This window comes from Tractidigestivibacter sp. (genome assembly GCF_050946515.1).
Classification (GTDB): domain Bacteria; phylum Actinomycetota; class Coriobacteriia; order Coriobacteriales; family Atopobiaceae; genus Tractidigestivibacter.
Genome location: NZ_JBMNUX010000006.1, coordinates 82,564 through 101,242 on the forward strand (window position 1 = coordinate 82,564; position 18,679 = coordinate 101,242).

At 63.8% G+C, this 18,679-nt stretch carries 15 protein-coding genes; 13 read left to right on the forward strand and 2 right to left on the reverse strand.

From position 1 onward, the window contains the following. Positions 1–38: 38 nt before the first annotated feature. The 11 genes from hisI (at position 39) to ACOYJL_RS05320 (ending at position 14,165) form a co-directional block, all read left to right on the forward strand. Positions 39–413 carry a phosphoribosyl-AMP cyclohydrolase gene (gene hisI, locus ACOYJL_RS05270; protein ID WP_433569177.1) on the forward strand — a complete coding sequence of 125 codons (375 nt, stop codon included), beginning with the start codon at positions 39–41 and terminating at the stop codon, positions 411–413. A 156-nt stretch (positions 414–569) separates the two neighbouring features. Beyond that, positions 570–890, forward strand: a complete 321-nt coding sequence (gene hisE / locus ACOYJL_RS05275; RefSeq protein WP_433569178.1) for a phosphoribosyl-ATP diphosphatase — start codon at positions 570–572, stop codon at positions 888–890. A gap of 87 nt (positions 891–977) precedes the next feature. Further along, positions 978–3,344, forward strand: coding sequence for a hypothetical protein (locus ACOYJL_RS05280; RefSeq protein WP_433569179.1), 2,367 nt, complete (start codon positions 978–980; stop codon positions 3,342–3,344). A gap of 24 nt (positions 3,345–3,368) precedes the next feature. Then, positions 3,369–5,429 (forward strand): excinuclease ABC subunit UvrC, encoded by a 2,061-nt coding sequence (gene uvrC, locus ACOYJL_RS05285; RefSeq protein ID WP_433569180.1) that lies wholly within the window; start codon positions 3,369–3,371, stop codon positions 5,427–5,429. A 291-nt stretch (positions 5,430–5,720) separates the two neighbouring features. Continuing rightward, the gene (locus ACOYJL_RS05290) at positions 5,721–7,340 is read left to right on the forward strand and encodes an ABC transporter substrate-binding protein (RefSeq protein WP_433569223.1); all 1,620 of its coding nucleotides are present in this window, start codon (positions 5,721–5,723) and stop codon (positions 7,338–7,340) included. Positions 7,341–7,500: 160 nt separating this feature from the next. Next, positions 7,501–8,457, forward strand: coding sequence for an ABC transporter permease (locus ACOYJL_RS05295; RefSeq protein WP_433569181.1), 957 nt, complete (start codon positions 7,501–7,503; stop codon positions 8,455–8,457). A 2-nt stretch (positions 8,458–8,459) separates the two neighbouring features. Next, the gene (locus ACOYJL_RS05300; RefSeq protein WP_433569182.1) at positions 8,460–10,523 is read left to right on the forward strand and encodes a dipeptide/oligopeptide/nickel ABC transporter permease/ATP-binding protein; all 2,064 of its coding nucleotides are present in this window, start codon (positions 8,460–8,462) and stop codon (positions 10,521–10,523) included. After that, positions 10,524–11,378 carry an ABC transporter ATP-binding protein gene (locus tag ACOYJL_RS05305; RefSeq protein WP_433569183.1) on the forward strand — a complete coding sequence of 285 codons (855 nt, stop codon included), beginning with the start codon at positions 10,524–10,526 and terminating at the stop codon, positions 11,376–11,378. A 115-nt stretch (positions 11,379–11,493) separates the two neighbouring features. Beyond that, positions 11,494–12,420, forward strand: coding sequence for a dihydrodipicolinate synthase family protein (locus ACOYJL_RS05310; RefSeq protein ID WP_433569184.1), 927 nt, complete (start codon positions 11,494–11,496; stop codon positions 12,418–12,420). Positions 12,421–12,495: 75 nt separating this feature from the next. Continuing rightward, positions 12,496–13,464 carry an ROK family protein gene (locus ACOYJL_RS05315; RefSeq protein WP_433569185.1) on the forward strand — a complete coding sequence of 323 codons (969 nt, stop codon included), beginning with the start codon at positions 12,496–12,498 and terminating at the stop codon, positions 13,462–13,464. Positions 13,465–13,475: 11 nt separating this feature from the next. Continuing rightward, positions 13,476–14,165: an N-acetylmannosamine-6-phosphate 2-epimerase gene (locus ACOYJL_RS05320; RefSeq protein WP_433569186.1), complete on the forward strand. Its 690-nt coding sequence runs from the start codon at positions 13,476–13,478 to the stop codon at positions 14,163–14,165. A gap of 129 nt (positions 14,166–14,294) precedes the next feature. On the opposite strand, the gene ACOYJL_RS05325 is transcribed toward ACOYJL_RS05320, so the two are convergent. Beyond that, positions 14,295–15,557 carry an ATP-binding protein gene (locus ACOYJL_RS05325; RefSeq protein ID WP_433569187.1) on the reverse strand — a complete coding sequence of 421 codons (1,263 nt, stop codon included), beginning with the start codon at positions 15,555–15,557 and terminating at the stop codon, positions 14,295–14,297. Positions 15,558–15,654: 97 nt separating this feature from the next. After that, positions 15,655–16,515, reverse strand: coding sequence for a fructosamine kinase family protein (locus ACOYJL_RS05330; RefSeq protein WP_433569188.1), 861 nt, complete (start codon positions 16,513–16,515; stop codon positions 15,655–15,657). A 144-nt stretch (positions 16,516–16,659) separates the two neighbouring features. Between ACOYJL_RS05330 and rapZ the strand changes: the two genes are divergently transcribed. Continuing rightward, positions 16,660–17,586 carry an RNase adapter RapZ gene (rapZ, locus tag ACOYJL_RS05335; protein ID WP_433569189.1) on the forward strand — a complete coding sequence of 309 codons (927 nt, stop codon included), beginning with the start codon at positions 16,660–16,662 and terminating at the stop codon, positions 17,584–17,586. A 9-nt stretch (positions 17,587–17,595) separates the two neighbouring features. Then, complete coding sequence (whiA, locus tag ACOYJL_RS05340) at positions 17,596–18,558, forward strand: DNA-binding protein WhiA (protein ID WP_433569190.1); 963 nt, start codon at positions 17,596–17,598, stop codon at positions 18,556–18,558. The last annotated feature ends 121 nt before the right edge of the window (positions 18,559–18,679 follow it).

Here is an 18,679-nt window from a genome sequence, read left to right on the forward strand (position 1 = left end):
TCGTGGTAAGGTTACGGCAACTTTTTCGAGGAGGTCCCATGACTGACGAAATAGCTTCCTATGCCGGCGAGCCCACCCTGCCTTGCAACGGCTTTCCCGACTGCGTGCGCTTCGATGACCGAGGGCTCGTGCCGGTTGTGGTGCAGCAGGAGGGGGCCGGCGAGGTCCTGATGGTTGCGTGGGCAAACGCCGAGGCGCTGAGGAGGACGCTCGATACCCGGACCAGCTGGTTTTGGTCCCGTTCGCGGAAAGAGCTCTGGAACAAGGGAGCTACCAGCGGAAACATGCAGCAGGTGAAGCGCGTCTTGGTTGATTGTGACGCCGACACGCTCATCTACGTGGTCGACTCTCCTGGACCGGCCTGCCATACCGGTCACCGCAGCTGCTTCTTCCGCGAGGTTCCTCTGGGCTAGGTTTTGCCATCGCAACCTGGCGGCGAGGGGATCAAGCCCACATCGAGTGCCATTAGGAGTCCTGGAACTTGGCAGCGAACACCGCCCCTGCACAATCGAAACTCTCTCTTGCCGTACACTAAACAGGCTGAATCAACGGGACAAGGGAGTAAACACATGGGCGTCAGGACCGCTAACGTGCAGGATGGCAACATCGGGGATACGCTCTACGGGCTCGCCGACGTAATCCATGGTCGCCGTGACGCGTCGCCGGATACGAGCTATACCGCTCATCTCCTTCAGCCTGAGATGGGCGACAAGCTGCTCTCCAAGCTCGCGGAGGAGTCTTCGGAAATCATCATGGCCTGCAAGGACAATGACCACGACCACATTCGCTACGAAATGGGCGACCTTCTCTACCACCTGCTCGTTGTCGCCGAGAAGTACGGCATCACGCTCGACGAGCTCGCCGGCGAGCTGAACGCCCGCCGCAAGTAGCGCGTCGCAGCGCTGTCACACTCGCGGCGTGCCCCGCAACCAGAAAAACCAACAGAGACAACTCTGCCAAGAAAGGACCATCGCACGATGCAGCTGACAAAGCTCGACTTTGACCGCTTTGAGGACGAGGCCAGCGCCGCCGGCGTGCTGCTCCCCATCGAGCAGACTCACACATGGGCAACCTACCAGGGCACAATCGAAGGCCGCACGCCGTGGGGCTGCTTCCGCATCGACCGCGAGGATGGAACCCCCGCGGCATTCGTCTCGTTCATGGACCACGAGACGCACGGCTATCACTTCCTGCGCTCGTTCCATGGCCCCGTCTGGGTTTGCGAGCCTACTCCGGAAGAAGAGTCTGAGGCCCTGGCGGCCATATCCTCCTATGTCCACGCGCATGACCACCGCATTCTCTTTGTGCGCCTTGGCGTGAAGGCCGACCTTCCCGAGTGCCAGCCGGTCCTCTCCGGCGTTCCCTATGACCGCACCGTCGTGGTGGACGTCACGGGCGGCGACGACCAGATTCTCGCTCGCATGAAGCCGCGCGGCCGCCGCGACGTGCGCAAGGCCCTGCGCGAGGCTCCCATCACCTGCTCCGTCGAGACCGAGCAGGGTGCCGCCGACTTCTCGCCCTACTACAAGATCATGTGCCAAACCGGCGAGCGAGACGGGTTCACGCCCGCGCCCATGAGCGACTACCAGGACTTCCTTCGCATCCTCGGACCCGAGCACAGCATGCTCGCCGTCGGTCGCGACCAAGACGGCAACGTGGCCGCCTGGTCGATGCTCTCCATCGTGGCCAAGCGCGGCGTTCGCTACTACGCGGCCACCGCCCCTGGCGCCGGCCGCAACCACGCTGCCGACAAGCTCGTCTACTTCGAGTGCTGCGAGCTGGGTCGCCGCGGCTGCGAGGACTACGACCTCATGGCGATCGGCTCCGACTTCTCGCCCTCGCTGAAGGGCCTGAACGAGTTCAAGACCAAGTTCTGCAAGCAGATCGCCGAGGTCGCGCCAGACCGCGACCTGCCCGTTCGCTCGGTTGCGTACAAGGCGCTCCAGCTCGCTCGCACCGTCCGCGACTCAGCGCGCACCGCGCCTGGTGACGACTCAGGCGAGCGCCGCTCGTCCGACAAGTCCGCTGGCGGCGAGAAAGGCGAGAAGGGCGACAAGGGCGAGAAGGGCGACGCGCGCCCTAACCCGAAGGGTGGCGCGGCGCAGGCAGGGGTCGCGGCCGCTCGAAGCGACCTGCTCCCTGTCATCTTGGGCGGCGACGTCTCGTGCTACGCCTATGCGCGCGAGTTCCACGAGGCCTTCGGCGTGCGCTCGGCAGTTGTCTGCACCGGCTTCATTGCCGCGCTCCAGCACTCCCAGATCCTGGACTGCGTGAGCGTGCCGTCTCTGGACGGTCCCTCGCTCAAGGCCGAGATCTGCCGCCTTGCGTCCCAGAGCCCCGCAAAGCGCCTGCCCGTGGTTGCCTCTACCGACGCCCTCGTGCAGACGCTCGAGGAGATTCGCGACGACCTTCCCGAAAACGTCATCCTGCCGATCCCGTCTCGCGAGGCCTTCCGCCGCTCCAGCGACAAGCAGGAGTTTGCCCGCCTGTGCGCCGCGCACGGCCTTCGCACGCCCAAGACGCGCGTCGCGCACCTTGCAGCAGGGGAGCGCCCGCAGCTTGAGGCGGCCGACTTTCCGCTGGTTGCGAAGGCGGCCCGCTCGGCAGACTTCGCGCGCCTCTACGCGCAGGGCTTCAAGAAGGTCTATTGCCTGCGCGATCAGGCGGAGCTCGACGCCCTCCTGGACGCGCTCGCAGACGCCAGCTTCACGGGAGACCTGCTTCTCCAGGAGCTCATCGAGGGCGACGACACGCACATGGGCGCCATCACGCTCTACGTGGACGCTTCGGGAAAGCTCAGGCTCTTCTCGGCTGCCCAGACGCTCCTCGAGGACCACGCTCCCACCATGCGCGGAAACTCGGTGGCCATGCTGCCCCGCCCCATGCCCGACCTGGTCTCCAACGTCGAGGCCCTGCTCAAGGACCTCGGATATGCCGGCTTTGCCGAGATTGACATCAAGCGCGACGCAAAGACGGGGGAGTGGGTCTTCTTCGAGCTCAACCCGCGCGTGGGAAGGAACTCCTACTACGTGGTGGCGGCGGGCGCCAACCCCATGCAGATAATGGTAGAGGACCTCGTGGACGGTCGCGACGCAGACCTTGTGGTGGCGGACGGCAAGGCGCTCTACACGCTGGTCCCTAACTCGCTTCTGTACCGCTACCTGCGCGACCCCCAGCTTTACCAGGAGGTCCGCGAGCTCGTGGCATCCGGTCGCGTCGTCGACCCGCAGCGCTACCAGGCTGACTCCTCCACGCGCCGCAACCTCGACGTGACGCTGACGGAGGAAAACCAGGTGCGCAAGTTCCGTGCCAACTACCCCAAGCCCACGGACAGCTCGTTCTAGCGGCGCGTCCGAACCAGCAAAGTCATGACCATCCGAGACCCCGGCGCGCATCCCGACTTCGGCGATGCGCGCCCGCTTGACGAAAACCTACCAGAGCTTCGCCGCCAGGTGGACCAGGTGCCCACCGACCCTGGCTGCTACCTCTGGAAGGACGCCAAGGGCGAGGTCATCTACGTGGGCAAGGCCAAGAACCTCCGCGCGCGGCTGCGCCAGTACGTGACGCTGCAGGACGACCGCGACAAGATCCCTCTGATGATGCAGGTGGCGCACGGCTTCGACTACATCGTGGTGGGCTCGGAGCACGAGGCCCTGGTGCTGGAGAGAAACCTCATCGCCCAGTACCACCCCTACTTCAACGTGGACTTCAAGGACGACAAGAGCTACCCCTACATCGCGATCACCGAGTCTGACGTCTTCCCGGCCATCAAGTACACGCGCGAGCGACACAAGAAGGGCACGCGCTACTTCGGCCCCTACACCGACGCCCATGCCGCGCGCGACACTATCGACACGCTGCGCAAGGTCGTGCCCATCTGCATCGCTACCTGCGCGGAGTGGAAGCGCTGCCGCCGCGAGCTCGAAAGCCATCCCGACGAGGCCGAGGTCGCAAACATCGCGCTGGCAGCCCGCAAGAACCGCCCCTGCTTTGACTACCACGTGGGGCGCGGCCCCGGCGTGTGCGTGGGCGCCATCAGCCCCGACGACTACGCCGTCCACGTGGCGCAGGTCGAGAAGTTCCTGCGCGGCCAGCGCTCGCAGATCGTGGGCGAGCTCAACGACGAGATGCGCGACGCCGCCGAGAGCCTCGAGTTCGAGCGCGCCGCCCGCATCAAGCAGCGCCTGCAGAACCTCTCCGCGCTCGACGTCAAGCAGCAGGTCATGTTCGCGTCGTCGGTGAGCGCCGACCTGATCGGCTTCTACCGAGAGGAGACCATCTCCGCCGCCTGCGTCTTCGTGGTGCGCGAGGGCCGCACGGTGCGCTCTGTCGAGTTCATTCTCGACAAGGGGGCCGACGTCGACGAGCTCGAGCTGCAAGCGGGCTTTCTCAAGCGCTACTACGACGAGACGGCCGACATCCCAGCGGAGGTCGACCTCTCGGTGGACCTTCCCGACGCCGAGCTGCTCTCCGAGTGGCTCACCGAGAAGCGCGGCCACAACTGCCATCTTCACCGCCCCCAGCGCGGCGAGAAGCGCCACCTGCTGCAGATGGCCGAGGAGAACGCTCACCATGCCCTCGCGCGCTACATGGTGCGCACCGGCTATGCGGACAAGCGCACCAACGAGGCGCTGCTCCAGCTGGAGAGCGCGCTTGCGCTGGACGCGCCGCCCATGCGCATCGAGTGCTTCGACATCTCGACCTTGCATGGCAACTTCACGGTGGCGTCGATGGTGGTCTTCACCAACGGCCGACCCGACAAGTCGCAGTATCGCCGCTTCAAGATCCGCGCGGACCTCGACGAGGCGAACGACTTCGCCAGCATGTCCGAGGTCCTCGGTCGACGCTACGCTCCCGAGCGCATGGCCGACGAGCGCTTTGGGAGCCGCCCGGACCTTCTCGTGGTGGATGGCGGAAAGCCACAGCTCACGGCAGCAATCGAGCAGCTTGACTCGCTCGGGCTCGACATCCCGGTGTGCGGCCTTGCCAAGTCCGACGAGGAGGTCTTCGTCCCCTGGGACGACACGCCCGTGGTGCTGCCGAGCGGCTCGGCGTCGCTCTACCTCATCAAGCAGGTGCGAGACGAGAGCCACCGCTTTGCGATCACCTTCCATCGCGAGCTGCGCGACAAGGCCATGACGGTGTCGGTGCTGGATGACGTGCCTGGGGTCGGGCCCAAGCGCAAGCGCGCCATCATGAAGAGGTTTGGCTCGATGAAGCGCCTCCGTGCGGCAAGCGAGCAGGACATCGCTGCGGTCCCCGGCGTCCCCGACGACGTTGCGCACGAGGTCTGGCAGGCGCTCCGCGACTGGGAAAGCGAGGCCGCGGCGGCAAGGGAGCGCATGACAGAGGAGCTTGATGACCAGCATGCCCAGCCGGGCGCGCAGGATGCCCGCGATGGTGGCAAAAAAGACGGCGCCGCAGGCTAGCCCGGCGGTCGCCCCCCTTGTACGCAGCGGCTCCCGCGGCAGGCGCCTCGTCTAAGAATGTGCTCCCATAGTTAGAAAACATGGTGATGGTTTTTGTCCATAGCAGAAACCATCAAAAAAGTCAACAACGCATTTCACGGCCACAGAAGCTACCGTCTGCGGCATTTGGCGCGTAGTCGTAAAGAATCCCAAACTTTTATTAGCCCGCAGTAAATATGCTCGAAATACAGGGCGAGCACCCTAAGAGGTGTTCGTAAGGGAGGATTCTTAGGCGTGAAGAAAGAGGTTGACATGAAGTACAACATGAACCGCCCCGTTTCTCGTCGTACGTTCCTTGGTGGCGCGGCTGGCGTCGCGGCATTGGGACTGGCTGCTTGCGGCGGCTCCTCGGACTCTAGCTCCAGCAGCTCCAGCTCCGACAGCTCTTCCACGGGCACCGAGGGCGGCGGCACCATCACGGCTGGCTCTGCCTACTCTACGCAGAACTACAACCCGTCCAGCACCTCTTCGGCACTTGCTCTTGGCACCAACTGGCACGTCGTCGAGGGCCTCTACGGCATCGACTACCACGACTACAGCACCTTCAACGAGCTGGCATCTGGCGACCCCACGCAGGTCGACGACACCACCTTTGAGGTCACGCTCCGCGATGGCGCAAAGTTCTCCGACGGCACCGACGTCACCCCCGAGGACGTCATCGAGTCCTTCGCTCGCGCCACGGCCGAGGGCAACATCTACGTCTCCATGCTCGCTCCGATTGCCTCCATCGAGAAGAAGGACGACACCACCCTCACGATCACGACTACCGTCCCCAACTTCTCGCTGCTGAAGGAGCGCCTCGCCATCGTCCGCGTCGTGCCCGCTTCCTCCACCGATGACGACATGACCGCCAAGCCCGTCGGCTCTGGTCCTTGGATGTACGACACGATCAGCGACGAGTCCCTCGAGCTCGTCCCGAACCCCAACTACAACGGCGACCACCCCGCCAAGGACGAGAAGATTCACTACGACATCCTCAAGGACGCCACCGCTCGTCTGACCGCCCAGCAGGAGGGCTCCACGCTCGTCATGGAGATGGCTACCGCCGACGCCGTCACCACGCTCGAGAATGTTGGCTGCACCATCGACAACGTTCAGGGCTTCGGCACCCGCTTCATGATGTTCGACGTTGCCAAGGCTCCTTGGGACGACGTCAGGGTCCGCCAGGCCGTCATGTACGCGCTCGACTACGACAAGATGATCGAGAACGCCTTCGCCGGCCTTGCCACCGCTCCTACCTGCTACCTGCCTGAGACCTTCACCAACTATCACAAGGCCTCCACGGTCTACACCCACGACCCCGACAAGGCAAAGTCCCTGATCGAAGAGGCCGGCATCACCCCGGGCGACATCACCCTGCGCACCACCGACAACGAGCAGGTAGAGAACATGGCCGTCCAGGTGAAGGAGGACCTCGACGCCCTCGGCTTCAACACCACCATCCAGACCGACACCTCCTCTGCGACCTACTCCGCCATCGACTCCGGCGACAACTCCTACGACCTGCTGCTGGCCCCTGGCGACCCGTCCTGCTTCGGCGCCGACCCCGACCTGCTCATGAACTGGTGGTATGGCGACAACGTGTGGATGAACACCCGTTGCCCCTGGAGCAGCTCCGACGAGTACAAGCAGCTCTCCGAGCTCATGGCCCAGGCCCTCGAGCAGACCGGCGACGAGCAGCAGAGCACCTGGAACGAGTGCTTCGACATCATCGCCGAGAACTGCGTCCTTTACCCGGTGCTCCAGGTCCAGACCGTGACCGCCTCTTGGCAGGACACCTCCAAGGCCCCCAACGGCGTCGGCATCAAGGACTTCCAGGGCATTGGCACCACGGGCATGTCGTTCATCGACGCCTGCACTGTCAGCGCCTAATCTGCTCCTTCGCATGAGTCGTGCGGCCACGTGGCCTGCACGTTAGCGTGAGATCCGAGGGGCCCGGGCGTCCTTCGTGACGCACGGGCCCCGTTTTTATGTTTCGTACGGTATGGAATCGTTTGTCCGTTCGCTTTCGAGCTAGAGGAGCGGAGACTACGTGAACAACCTTCTGCGACTTATCGGACGCAGGCTGATCGCGCTGCCAATCATGGCAATCGGCGTGACGCTTCTGGTGTTCTTCCTCATGTCTTTCTCAAAGGTGGACCCGGCATACAACGCCCTTGGCGAGGGCGCTACGCCTGAGGCAATTGCCGAGTACCACGCCGAGCACGGCTTGGATGATCCGTGGCCGGTCCGTTACGTCAACTACATGGGCGGTCTGCTTCACGGCGACCTGGGCACCTATGGCGCCGCCGAGTACTCCGTGGGCGAGCGCGTCGGCAAGGCTTTGCCCGTCACCATGCAGCTCACCTTCATCGGCCTCATCATTGGTGCTGTCGTGTCGTTTCTCTTGGGCGTCATCGCGGCCCTGTATCGCGACAGGTGGCCTGACCAGCTCATCCGCGTTCTGTCAATCATAGGGATCGCAACTCCGTCCTTCTGGCTCGCAGTCCTCATGATCCTCGTGTTCTCTTCCTATTTGCACTGGCTTCCCGCATCGGGCTCCCTGCCTGACTTCTTCACCAACCCCGGCGGCTACATGGCCCGCATGATCATGCCCGCCATCGCGCTTGCGTTCCCGCTCACCGGCCAGATGACGCGTATCGTGCGTACCTCCATGGTCGAGGAGCTTGACAAGGACTACGTCAAGACCGCCCGCGGAGGCGGACTGCCTGAGCGCGTTGTCGTTGGCCACAACGTCCTGAGGAACGCCCTTATCACCCCGGTCACCACCCTTGGCCTCAAGATTGGCTACCTCATGGGCGGCGCCGTGGTCATCGAGGTCATCTTCAACCTGCCTGGCATGGGCACGGCAATCCTCGAGGGCATCCAAGGCAATGAGACCATGCTCGTCCAGGGCGTCGTTATCGTGGTCGCCCTTGCGTTCATCATCATCAACATCGTGGTTGACATGCTGTACCTCCTGATCAACCCGCGCATTAGGACGGTGTAGCCATGGTTAAAGTAAGAGAGAAGCAGACCGAGAAGCTCGAGAAGGCCGCCGCTAGCGGCGCCAAGTTTGGCGGCTTCAAGAAGATGAAGACGTCTTCGAAGATCGCATGCATCATGCTGATCGTCGTCGTGTTCGTCTCTGTCTTCGCCAACTTCCTGGCACCCTATGACCCGACCGAGATCTTCACCGCGCGCCAGGCTCCAAGCGCCGAGTTCCTCTTCGGCACCGACGACAAGGGCCGCGACATCCTGTCCCGCATGTTCTACGGCGGTCGCTACTCGCTCGTCATTGGCTTTGGCGCAACCGGCATGGCGCTCGTGCTCGGCTCCATCGTGGGCGCGCTTGCGGCCGTCTCCGGCAAGGTGGTCTCCGAGATCATCATGCGTATCCTCGACATCATCATGTCGATCCCTGGCATCGCCCTTGCCGCCGTCTTCGTAACGATCCTTGGCAACTCCGTGCCGGCAATCATCTTCTCCATCGGCTTTATGTACACGCCGCAGATTGCCCGCATCGTTCGCGCCAACATCGTCTCCGAGTACGGCGAGGACTACGTTCGTGCCGTCATCGTCTCTGGCGCCCGCGCGCCTTGGATCCTGTGGCGCCACGTGCTCCGCAACTGCCTTGCCCCGATCCTGGTCTTCACGGTCACCCTCGTCGCTGACGCAATCATCTTCGAGGCGTCGCTGACCTTCATCGGAGCAGGCATCGTCGAGCCCACGCCTACCTGGGGCAACATCCTCGCCGACGCCCGCGCTGGCGTCCTCGCCGGTCGTTGGTGGCAGGCGCTGTTCCCGGGTCTCGCGATCATGCTCACCTGCCTTGCGCTGAACATCCTCTCCGAGGGCATCACCGACGCAATGGCCGCCGCCCCTGGCGCCCCCGTCGCCTCCGAGAACTCCGAGAGCCGCCGCAAGGACGACATCCTCGCCTCCGACCCCGTCCGCGCCTACAAGGAGCAGGGCCCCGCTCTGGAGCGCAGGCTCTCCGAGCTTCGCAAGGTCGAGCTCAAGCGCACCGACCGCCATGTTCCCGACCTCTCCGTCGAGCCCATCCTGTCTGTCAAGAACCTCTGCATCAGCTTCGAGAGCCACGGCGACGTGCACGTTGTCGACAACGTCTCCTTCGACGTTCGCCCGCACCAGTGCATGGCGCTTGTCGGCGAGTCCGGCTGCGGCAAGTCCATCACCACGAAGGTCATCATGGGCCTCACCGACCCCAACGAGACCGTCACCGGCCAGGTGCTCTACAAGGGCCAGGACCTTCTCAAGCTCACGCACGAGGAGCACCGCAAGCTCCTCGGCCACGAGATCGCAATGGTCTACCAGGACGCTCTGTCGTCGCTCAACCCCTCCATGCTGATCTCTGCCCAGATGAAGCAGCTCACCGACCGCGGCGGAACCCGCTCCGCCGAGGAGCTCCTCGAGCTCGTCGGGCTTGACCCCAAGCGCACCCTCGAGAGCTACCCGCACGAGCTCTCCGGCGGCCAGCGCCAGCGCGTCCTCATCGCCATGGCGCTGACGCGCGACCCGTCGCTGATCATCTGCGACGAGCCCACCACCGCCCTCGACGTCACCGTCCAGAAGCAGGTCATCAAGCTTCTGAACGACCTGCAGGCAAAGCTCGGGTTCGCCATGATCTTCGTGTCCCACGACCTGGCGCTCGTTGCCGAGGTTGCCTCCGAGATTACGGTCATGTACGCCGGCCAGGTGGTGGAGCAGGCGCCCACCAAGGAGCTGCTCACCAACCCGATCCACGAGTACACCCGCGGCCTTCTGGGCTCGGTCCTCTCCATCGAGGAAGGCGCAAAGAACGGCACGCGCCTGCATCAGGTTCCTGGCTCCGTCCCGTCTCCCGAGGACTTCCCCACAGGCGACCGCTTCGCGCCGCGCTCCAGCCACCCGACGCTGGGTCTGGACGTGCACCCCGTCATCAAAGAGCTCCCGGGAGAGGCGCACCACAAGTTCTCCGAGCTGCCGGACGACTATCTCAAGGCAAACGGGCTCACCCCGTACCTCGAGCGCATGGCCAAGCAGCAAGCTTCCACTGGAACGGAGGTGAGGTAGATGGCCGAGACCATGACCACTCCCACGGCCACGACGGCCGAAAAGACCGGGCAGGAACCCATCATCTTCCTCGACGACATCTGTGTCACCTTCAAGACCCGCACGGGGTCGCTCTTCCACCCGAACCTCGTGCATGCGGTCCAGCATGTCTCGCTCAAGCTCATGCCCGGCGAGGTCATCGGCATCGTCGGCGAGTCAGGCTGCGGCAAGTCCACCACGGCAAACGTCATGTGCGGGCTTCAGGCTCCCACCTCAGGGCGCGTCTACTTCATGGGCGAGGACGTCACCAAGCGCACCCCCGAGCTTCGCAAGAAGATCGGCCGCGTCGTCTCTGTCGTGTTCCAGGACCCAGCAACGGCCCTGAACCCGCGCATGATCGTGCACGACCAGCTGCTCGACCCGCTGCTGGTTCACAAGATCGGCACGCCCGAGGAGAACGAGAAGCGCATCGAGGAGCTCGTGAGCCTCGTCGGCCTTCCGCACTCGGCGCTCCGCGCGCTTCCCGGGCAGCTCTCCGGCGGCCAGCGCCAGCGCGTCGCAATCGCCCGCGCCATGTCGCTGAACCCGAAGGCGATCATCGCAGACGAGCCCACCTCGGCGCTCGACGTTTCCGTCCGCGCCCAGATCCTGAACCTGCTGACCGACCTCAAGCACGACCTTGGCCTGTCCATGATCTTCATCAGCCACGACATCCAGACCGTGCGCTACATCTCTGACCGCATCATTGTTATGAACCACGGCCAGATCATGGAAGAGGGCCCGGCCAAGCAGGTCTTCGAGCACCCGCAGGACCCCTACACCAAGACGCTTCTTGGTGCCGCGCCGTCTTTGCTGCATCCCAACTTGGGACAGTAGCGGCAATCTCCCCCAGCCCCGGGGCGCCTTCTGGCGCCCCGGGCCCCGAGAGCGCTGGCGCTGCCCTGGCTTCACGGCAATTCAATCGATGCTCCAACAAAAGGAGAAAGTACACATGTCAGACTTCAAGATCTCTGGAGTCGTACCACCTGTCGTCGTCCCCGACACCCCCGACTACAAGCTGGACGTCCCGTCCTTCGAGCGCCTGATCAATCGTCTGATTGACGCTGGCGTCGATGGCCTGTTCTTCCTGGGCTCCTCGGGCGAGGTCGCGTTCTCCTCCGATGCTCGCCGCGATCACGTGCTGACCGAGGCCGTGCGCATCGTGGACCACCGCGTTCCCGTGCTGGCGGGCATCATCGACACCGAGACCGAGCGCATGGTCGAGCAGGGCAAGCGCGCCCTGAAGATTGGCGTCGACGCGCTCGTCGCCACCGCCCCGTTCTACGCTCTGGGCACCCTGCAGGATGTCGAGAACCACTTCCGCATCCTTCACAAGGAGCTCGATGCCCCCATCTTTGCCTATGACATTCCCGTCTGCGTGCATGTGAAGCTCCCTTGGAAGATGCTCGCCAAGCTCGGCCAGGAGGGCGTGCTCGCCGGCGTTAAGGACTCCTCCGGCGACGACATCGGGTTCCGCTACCTCTGCGAGGCAAATGCCAAGATGGGTCACCCCATGAGCGTGCTCTCTGGCCATGAGATGGTGGTCGACTGCGCCTATCTCTCTGGCGCTGACGGCTCGGTGCCTGGCCTTGCGAACGTCGAGCCCTATGGCTACGTCCGCATGTGGAAGGCCGCGCAGGCGGGCGATTGGGAGAGCGCCCGCAAGGAGCAGGAGCGCATCAACGAGATCAGCCACATCTTCGACGTCACCAAGGGCGTCGCGGGCTACGGCGCGGGCGTCGGCTCGTTCAAGACGGCACTTGCGCTCATGGGCATCTTCTCGTCAAACACCATGCTTCCGCCCGTGAAGCCTCTGGAGGGCGAGAACGTCGAGGCCATCAAGAAGGTCCTCGTCGACAACGGTCTTCTTGAGTCCTAGTCAAATGCTTTGCGGCGCGGCGATGGTCGCGCCGCTCTTATAACTCAATTCTCATAGGGAAGGAGAGATGCTTCCATGTCCGATACCAAAAAGCGCATCGTTGCGCTCGACATCGGAGGCACCAAGATTGCGTCTGCGCTTGTGACCTTGGAGCCCGGCGAGAAGCCCGTCATCGAGTTTGTTGGCAAGGTTCCTACCGAGGCAAAGAAGGGCGGCGAGAAGGTCCTCGCCAATGCCATCGCCTCGGCAAGGCGCGTCGTGGACGCAGCGGGAGGGACCGTCGACGGAATTGGCGTCTCGTCTGCCGGAGTCATTGACCCCAAGACCGGCGACGTCACCTATGCCAACGAGATTATGCCTGGATGGGGCGGCACGCATCTGGGAGCCGAGCTTGAGGCCGCCTTTGGCGTCCCCGCGCGCATCATGAATGACGTGCACGCCCATGCCTTGGGCGAGGCGCGCTGGGGCGGTGGCCGCGAGGCGGGGAGCTGCCTTGTGGTGGCCGTTGGCACCGGCATCGGCGGCGCCTTCGTTAACAACGGCAAGATCTTGCTGGGGGCCCACAACGAGGCCGGTCACATCGGCCACGTGAGCTGCTCAGACGCAATCGGCGTGCCCTGCTCGTGCGGAGCCACCGGCCACCTCGAGCCCATCGCGGCAGGTCCCGGCATCATTGACCGCTACATCGAGCTGGGAGGAAACCCCAGGGCCGATGACGGGTCCGACGTCGACGGGGCCGTCATTGACCAGCGCGCCGCCGCTGGCGACCAGGCCGCCATTGCGGCCGAAGAGCGCTCTGGCCATGCCATCGGCGAGGTCTTGGGCAGCATGTGCAACATGTTCGACCCAGACTGCATCATCTTGTCGGGATCAGTCGCTCAGTGCGGCGATGCGTGGCACAACGCCATGAAACGCGGCTGGGACGAGGCCGTCATGCCGCCCGTCGCCTCCACGCCCGTCGTCTCTGGCGAGCTGGGCGGTGACGCCCCTCTCATTGGCGCTGCAGAAAATGTCGTCTCTTCTGGCTATGCAGAATTCGAGTAGGGGAGCTGTCAATGGATATTTCGCCGCTTGTTCAATCCCTCAAGGGCAAGCTTATCGTGAGCGTCCAAGCCTATCCGGGGGAGCCGCTTCGCCATCCCGAGACCATGGCGCAGATGGCTCGGGCCTGCGAGCTTGGCGGGGCAGCTGCAATCCGCTGCCAGGGACTTTCTGACATCGCCGCCATCAAGGGCCGCGTGGAGATTCCCGTGATCGGCCTTTGGAAGGAAGGCCACGAGGGCGTCTACATCACCCCCACCCTTCGCCATGCCGTCGCCTGCGTGAACGCCGGCGCTGACGTTGTCGCCATCGACGCAACGGACCGTCCGCGCCCCGACGGGCGAACCTTCGAGCAGACCGTGGCAGAACTCCGCGCCCAGTGCGACACCCTGGTCATGGCCGACTGCATGACCATCGAGGACATCCGCCGCGGCGTCGCGTGCGGCTGCGACCTGGTGTCCACGACCCTCTCGCACAACAAGGCGGCCATCGACACGACGATGGACGAAGGCCCCGACATCGCGCTTCTCCAGCAGGCAACCTCTGAGTTCCCGGGGCTTCCCATCGTCTGCGAGGGGCACGTTCACACCCCTGCCGACGGCGCCGCCGCCATTGCCGCAGGGGCATGGGCGGTCGTCGTGGGGACGGGCATCACCCATCCCACGAGCCTCACCAAGTGGTTCAAGGCGGCCATCGAGGGCTAAGGCTGCTCTAACACGTTCTTTCGCCGCCGCCGCTTCCTCCCTTGCAGCGGCGGCGTTTCTTGTGCTGGCGGTCAATTGGGCGCATGGCAGTCAGCCGGCGTAGTGCTGCGGGTCGCGGAGGAGCCGGGCCTACTTCTCGTCGCTTGTGCTCAATAGGGCGTTTACCAGCTCGTTGTCCTCTGGATCTTGCGAGCCAAGCGGAAGGCCGCAAGCCTCGAAGAAGTGGCTTCCAGCAAACTGGCGCGCGCGGAAGGTATCGTGAGACCCATCGTCGAGATAGCGCACGCGCGAGAGGCAGTCCGTCGTCGCGCAGTAGAGGACGCCGTTCTTTGCCGCGTAGTTGAGGTACGTCTCGTCAGCAGACCAAAGCATCACCCCGGCCATGTTCTCCAGCTCGTATGCCACCGCGTATTCACGCCAAGAAAGACGCCGTATCCTTACGTAGCGATCGAGGAGCGACGCCATCCTGGTTACGCGCCTGAGGGTGGCGGACGCGTCAATCAGGCGCGCATCTGCCCTTGGGGGAAAGAGCGTGCGCTCGGAGAGGACTTTGATCGCGTGGTCAAGGTCATCGCCCGTTAGGATCACCGCAGGCACGGAGAGCTTCATCGACTCATCGGGAAAGAGCTCTATGGCAGAGTGCGGGACGATGGTCTCGTCGCGCTGGGCCGTCCTGAAGACGAGGCTGTCGTGGGCATGCTGGACTCGGCACCCAAGCCCTTGCCGCTTGAACGCCTTTCGCATCGCCGTGGCGCACTCGTTTATTTTGGCGCGCGTGCCCACCTCGTCGGACCTGGGGCCCAGCTTGAAGAGGTACAGGTCAAAGAGGGGCAGCGGGTCGTCCACGCCTTCTGTCATAGGGTAGTAGACCGTGCGCTCGCAGAACCGGCGCACGTCGAGCTTGCGTGCCGTGGCGCGGTCATAAAGGTCTACGAGCGCCGTTCCCGCTGCAGGCCCAGAGGACGAGCCCTCGCGAATTTCGACGATGCCGTCTGCCACGTACGGGGGGAAGTCTCCCTCGTCCACGCGTACGATGGCAACGCCCTGATCGGAATTTCTCGGGTCGGGGATGAAGCGAACGTCAAAACGCGGGGCAGGCGAGACGTGACGCCGGCAGAGCTCGCCAATCACTTGGCTGAAGTCCGCGGTCCCCTTGGGGACGGGCGTCACCGCGCGCGTGTCGTCGGCAATGCCAATCACCAGCCAGCCCCCGCGAGAGTTCGAGAACGATGCGATGATCTTGGGAATCTTGCGGCGGACGCTCGGCCCAAAGGTCTGCTTGAACTCCAGAGCAAAGCCCTCCTCAAGGTCGGCGAGCTGCGAAAGGTCGTCCCACGTGACCTCTTCGAGCGTCTTTGGCCTGCCCTGCTCGTCTTGGAATGGGCTGTACATGATGACCCCTTCTAAAAGCGGCTGCATCTAGCCTGAGTGTAGCCCACTCTTGTGGCGGTGCCGTAACCGTTGGGTTTTGTTGTGGTGAGCGTTCCGATCATGCATAGCGCCTGGCCATGCGGAGCGTCTCGGGTATGTAGGCGCCCCCAAACAGCACGCAATGGAGCAGTAACGGCGCCAGCTGGTGAAGCCCCATGCGCTCGCGCCAGCCATTCGCGAGAGGGGAGGCCTCGTCATATCCCGCGAGCACCTCGTCTAGGAATGGAAACCCGAAGAGCGCGAGCATTGCGAGGTCTGTCTCGGCATGCCCGCCGTACGCCATGGGGTCGATGAGAGCTCCGCCGGTGGGTCCTGCGCAATAGAGCACGTTTCCGCCCCACAGGTCTCCGTGCAGGCGCGCGCAGGCTATTGTGGCGGGGTCCTCCTTCATGGCCTGCTCCACAAGCGCAGGCTCTGGCGCGTCGAACGTGCCGGCAAAGACGCGCGACGCAACGCGCTCGAGAAGCGTCGCGTCCTCTCTCCCAAAGCTTCCCTCGTCCCTCAGGATGCGCACGTAGTACATGATGCGGTACTCGGCGAAGAACTCTCCCCACGTCGCCGGCGCGTCCTTGCGGCTTGCGTAGGGCGTGCGTGCGCGACCGGTCCAAAGCCCGCGCCCAAGGCTCTCGCTGGGGAAGGGCTCGCCGTCGGCGGGAGGCCAGCCCTCAGGAGGGCAGCCGAGCCAGGGGGCGCCCGCGGCGTGCATGTGGGCAAGGCCCGTCCCAATGCGCCGCGCTGCCTCTGCGCTTGGCGCGACCTCTGTGATGCGCTCCTCGGAGAGCTTCTCGTCTGTGGCGCTTACTACCTTTGCCACGCGGATGCCGCCGTCCTGCTCGGCGTCGGCGAGCCATTTGAGCCCCGCTGCCTCAAGAAGCAGGCTCGAGCCCCTCTGTCCGCGCCTCTTGGATATCTGCCCCATGGTTTGCTCCTTTGCGGTCGTCCCCATGCACGCCCCTTTGGCTCAAGATGGAGCATGCGCGCCTCGCGTCGGGTGTGTTGCGGGAGCCATTATCGTCTGTGCCCGCGGCTATACTAGCTAAAGTATGCGACGCAAGGAGGCGCTATGGCCGGTCACGAGCAACCAAGGACAGGCGAGAAGGCAACATCGGAACGCGTTATTCCCGACATCATCATCATTACGGGCATGAGCGGCGCCGGCCGCACTGAGGCCATGCATACCTTCGAGGACCTGGGCTACTACGTGATCGACAACTTGCCGCCGCGCCTGATTCCCACGATGGCGCAGCTCACGGGCATCAACTCGGGCATCGGCCGCCACCTCGCCATTGTCTGCGACCTGCGCAGCCAAGGTCTTTTTGACGAGATGCTCGACGTTCTGGACAGCCTTGGCGACCAGGAGCTCTCCTACAGCCTGCTCTTCTTGGACGCCTCTGACGAGGTGCTGCTGCGCCGTTTCTCCGAGCGCCGCCGTCGTCACCCGCTGGCCCATGACGGAGAGTCGACGGTATCCGCCATCAAGCGCGAGCGCCAGCAGCTCTCTGAGGTTCGCGAGCGCGCGGACGTGGTCATTGACACCTCGCACATGCGTACGCAGCGCCTGCGCAAGAAGCTCCTAGAGCACTACTCCGAGCTCTCTGACCAGCAGCTCATGGAGGTCAACGTCTTCTCGTTCGGCTTCAAGTACGGCATGCCGGTGGAGGCTGACCTTCTCATCGACGTGCGCTTTTTGCCCAACCCGTTCTACGACCCCGAGATGCGCGAGCTTACCGGGCTAGACGAGAAGGTCTCGTCATTCGTGCTCGATCGCCCCGAAACCAGGAAGTTTCTGAAGGCTTGGCACTCCCTGCTTGACGCTGTCATGCCCGGCTACGTTGCAGAGGGCAAGCCGCGCCTCTCCATTGCCGTGGGCTGCACGGGAGGCCAGCATCGCTCGGTGGTCCTGGCAACAGAGACGGCGCACTACCTCGCCTCCAACGGCTATCAGGTTCGGCTTTCGCACCGCGACCTTCCGCGGGCGAACGCCAGCTAGGAGAGGGCCATGTCGTTCACGGCGCAGGTGAAAGACGAGCTTTCGCGCGTCGAGCCGCCTACCCGCGAGGCGGAGCTGGCGCAGCTATCGGCTCTTGTGCGCGTCTGCGGCACCCTGAGCTTCCATGGCTCGGGGCGCTACTCAATTCGCATTGCGACAGAGACGGGCGCTGTCGCTCGCACCATCATCAAGCTTACTCACAAGCTCTTCGACCTTGAGACGGCGCTGACCGTTCGCCGCTCCGTCCTCCATAAGACGAGAAACTACCTAATCGAGATTCCAGAGCAGGAGCGCCTAGCAGACGACCTTGAGGGGCTGGGAATTCTCGTGCCTGGCAGGGGCATTGCCTCAGGCGTGCCACGCCAGCTCCTGCGCACCGCTGACGGAAGGCGGGCCTTCGTGCGGGGGGCCTTCATGGCGGGCGGCTTCATCGCGGATCCCAGAGGAGATTTCCACCTTGAGATTGCCGTGACGGGCGAGACCTTTGCCCACGGGCTTGTGGACGTCATGGGCACGTTGGGCGTCTCTGCCCGCCTCAACCATAGGCGCGGCTCGTTTGCCATATACCTCAAGAGCTTCGACGACGTGTCTTGCTTGCTAAGCGCTATGGGGGCGCACAGGATGGCTCAGGTTGTCGAGGTGGCGCGCGTGCGAAAGTCGGTGAAAAACGACGTGAACCGTCGTGTGAACGCCGAGGTCGCAAACCAAGCGCGTTCTTCAAGCGCGGCGGCAGACCAGCTCGACCTCATCGCGCGAGCAGAGCGCGAGATTGGCCTATCGAAGCTGCCGCCCGCCGTGCGCGAGTTTTGCCGCGTAAGGAAGGCAAACCCAGAGCTCTCCCTGGGGGCCCTCGGCCAGAAGCTTGATCCGCCTGCCTCAAAATCAGCAATGTACCACAGGCTCCTGCGCCTGCAACAACTAGTCGGTGAAGTTGAGGAAACCGGGAACGTTCCCACACAAAAAAAGAAATAATTCTGCTGATATAAGGGCAGGTAAAGTGGGGTACATACAACAAAGCTGGGAGGAAATTGCCGACAAATTTGCCAACGACAATTATTAAGCCTTCCTGCAGCGCAAACGTGCGCTAGAATAG